We start from the raw sequence: 2,589 nt of genomic DNA, 5'->3' as shown, positions 1-2,589 counted from the left end.
TGTGAAGAGTTTTTCCTGATAGTTTTTCTTGCCTTGCATAGGCATGAAATTAATAAACTTCTCAATTTTATACAAGCCTTTTGCTATATTTGAAGAGGTGGTTGTGCAACAGGCACAATGTATAAAAATAATTGCTCAATTTTGGGCTTAACCAAAGATAGTTGCAAGTTTACTACGTCTGATTTTCCTGCGGAAAATCCTCGCACGTAAACCCGCAACTATTCTTATACGAGACCGTTATGCCTCAGTTTACAGAACCGAAACACCGAAAAAATGTCAATACTAAAAGAACTAAACGAATCACACATTACACTACAAGCTTTTTCAATTTGCTTGTTTCTTATTCCTTTCTGGTATATATCTATATATCTATTTGGAAATGATTTTTTTAAATCGGGTGGCGACATTGTAGTTTTGTCTTTATGCATAGTTTTAAGTGTAAGTTCGTCTGTTTTTTTATTTTTTCTTTGTGATAAGAACAGTAGATTACAAAATATGGAAAGTTCAATAATAAATAATATGTCTGTTGCTGTATTATTACTATGTTTTTGGATTTCTATATTAATTTTCATTGTATATTCTCTACAATTTTTATTTGATAAGTTTTTATATTTTTATTGGTTTGTCGTAATTTATTACGCTCCAATAATAATCCTTAATTTCATTATTTCAGCACACGAAAGTCGAAAAAAGAAAATATAAAAGAAAGAAATGAGAATATTATTAAAGTAATAATACAACATATAAAAAATAACTTAGCAAAAATATATTTCATAACATAAAAATTTAAAATTGTTTCCGACTTAAACGGTGCAGAAGCGAAACCGAAAATTGAAACGTGAAATTTGGAATAAATAAAAAAACCGAAGGCATAACAGCCACTACAACGGATTTGGGCATTTGGCTTAATGGAAAATTGGGTTTGTATTTGGAAGTTTAGGCATAACCGAAAGATTACGCATTTTTAATCCCAAACCCGCTGTAGTGCCAGAACGTTGTGCTTAATGCTGAAAACGAACTAAAAATGAAAAAAGTAGTTAAGATTTTGACTTTACTAATCGGAATTGTTATCGTTTACGGTTTCTATGTTAATTCAACATATTATATAAAAAATCAAGATTGGAAATATGGAGAGGGAACTCATATTGGAGATTGGTTAGGACAAGACAGTTTTGAAATCGAAAACGGACAAATAAAAACTAATAGAGGAACAGCAAAAATAGTTTTCTCTTACGGCAGAAAACTAATCATAGAAAATGTTGAAACGAAAGAAAGAGGTTTATACTTAAACAAAAGCTGAATTAAATGACTATACTTTTACTTATCGGAATTTCTTTTGTTCAGTTAGGATTTTACTATCTGAATCGCAAATACGGACAAAAAATTCCTGATTTTCTTATCCTTTTGATTTTTCTTATTTGTTATTTCCTTGTTATACCAAGATTTTTTTATCCCGAACCAAGAACTGACGGAATTAATTGCGGAATGCCAATACTCGGAATAACACTCGGATTTTGGATTTTCGGAACAATAGCAGGAATTGCAACACATATAATTTGGAAAATAATAAAATATAAAAGCACTAAAGCACAACAACGTGTCCTATGAAAAGCACTAATCCCGTTCTTCAAAAATAATATTTTTATTTTAATTACTTCATAATGATTATTTTGGAGTGTTTAACTGTTGGCAATCCTTTCCTGTTTGCTGATTGATTGTCAACATTTAAATACTTATAACTTGCTCCGCATCCTATGTGTGGTCCATCGCCTAGCGCGGCCACCGGCATCTGTATGATTATGAGTTATAATAAACCCGGCCACTTGCTATAAATGTGATTCCAATTTCTTGGATCACCCACGTTGTTTTGTGGTACGGGTCAATCTACTTCTTTGTGAGCTTTGTTATCTGTTTATTTTATTATTCAATGACCCCTATCTCATAAGGGAACTCTGTTTTTATGACTGCCAAGGTCCTGCTCAGTAATTTACGGGCGACCTTGACGATGATGGACTTGGTGTTCTTGCCCAAATGCTTACGGTAATAGTTCTGCATTATGGGGTCTGTCCTGATGGCCTGCCACGATGCTTCTATAAAATAACTTCGCATCAATCTATGGGCACGCATTGTTATACCCGTGCTCTTTTGGTTGTCGCCACTCTGGTGGATGCCCGGTGCCAGCCCGACATAGCCGGCCAGATGTTTTATGTTGTTGAAGCGCCGCAGGTCGCCCAGCTCGCAGAGGATGCCGCAGGCCACGATCCCACCTATGCCCGGAACACTTTTCAAAAGATAATAATCCTTCTTGTAATGCTTGCGGCAATAGGCCCGCATCTTTGTGGAGACATCCCGCAGTTCCTGGTCTATGAACCTGAAGCTGCGCATCCTGCTGTCCAGGGCCTCACGAGCTGATGGATATTTGAAAGTAACTTCGTCTACCCATCCACGGAATTTATGGCTCCAATGGTCATTGTCAAACTCCTCGGGAATAGCAATGCCAAAATACAGCAACTGCATTTTTATAAGGCTCTTGATGCGCCTATAGTCCTTGACAAGATCGTTCCTTCTTCTGAAGAGACTGCGCAGCTG

The 2,589-nt window shown here is 35.8% G+C and carries 3 protein-coding genes; 2 read left to right on the top strand and 1 reads right to left on the bottom strand.

The genetic code is table 11. The features are described from left to right. The first annotated feature begins 1,024 nt into the window (after window positions 1-1,024). Together AC58DT_RS15530 and AC58DT_RS15525 are read left to right on the top strand one after the other, a co-directional pair. Complete coding sequence (locus AC58DT_RS15530) at window positions 1,025-1,300, top strand: hypothetical protein (protein ID WP_497217712.1); 276 nt, start codon at window positions 1,025-1,027, stop codon at window positions 1,298-1,300. A 5-nt stretch (window positions 1,301-1,305) separates the two neighbouring features. Continuing rightward, window positions 1,306-1,608, top strand: coding sequence for a hypothetical protein (locus AC58DT_RS15525; protein WP_497217711.1), 303 nt, complete (start codon window positions 1,306-1,308; stop codon window positions 1,606-1,608). 312 nt (window positions 1,609-1,920) lie between these two features. Here AC58DT_RS15525 and AC58DT_RS15520 read toward each other — a convergent pair. After that, on the bottom strand, window positions 1,921-2,589 hold a 669-nt coding region (locus AC58DT_RS15520; RefSeq protein ID WP_497217710.1), incomplete at its 5' end, for an IS110 family transposase.

The sequence above is a fragment of the Aequorivita sp. CRS11 genome (assembly GCF_059693805.1).
This window is presented reverse-complemented; position numbering and strand designations above follow the sequence as displayed.

What these genes read in the sequence shown, in the direction of transcription:
- AC58DT_RS15530 (WP_497217712.1), top strand. Translation starts at nt 1,025, where the DNA reads ATGAAAAAAGTAGTTAAGATTTTGACTTTACTAATCGGAATTGTTATC.
- AC58DT_RS15525 (WP_497217711.1), top strand. Translation starts at nt 1,306, where the DNA reads ATGACTATACTTTTACTTATCGGAATTTCTTTTGTTCAGTTAGGATTT.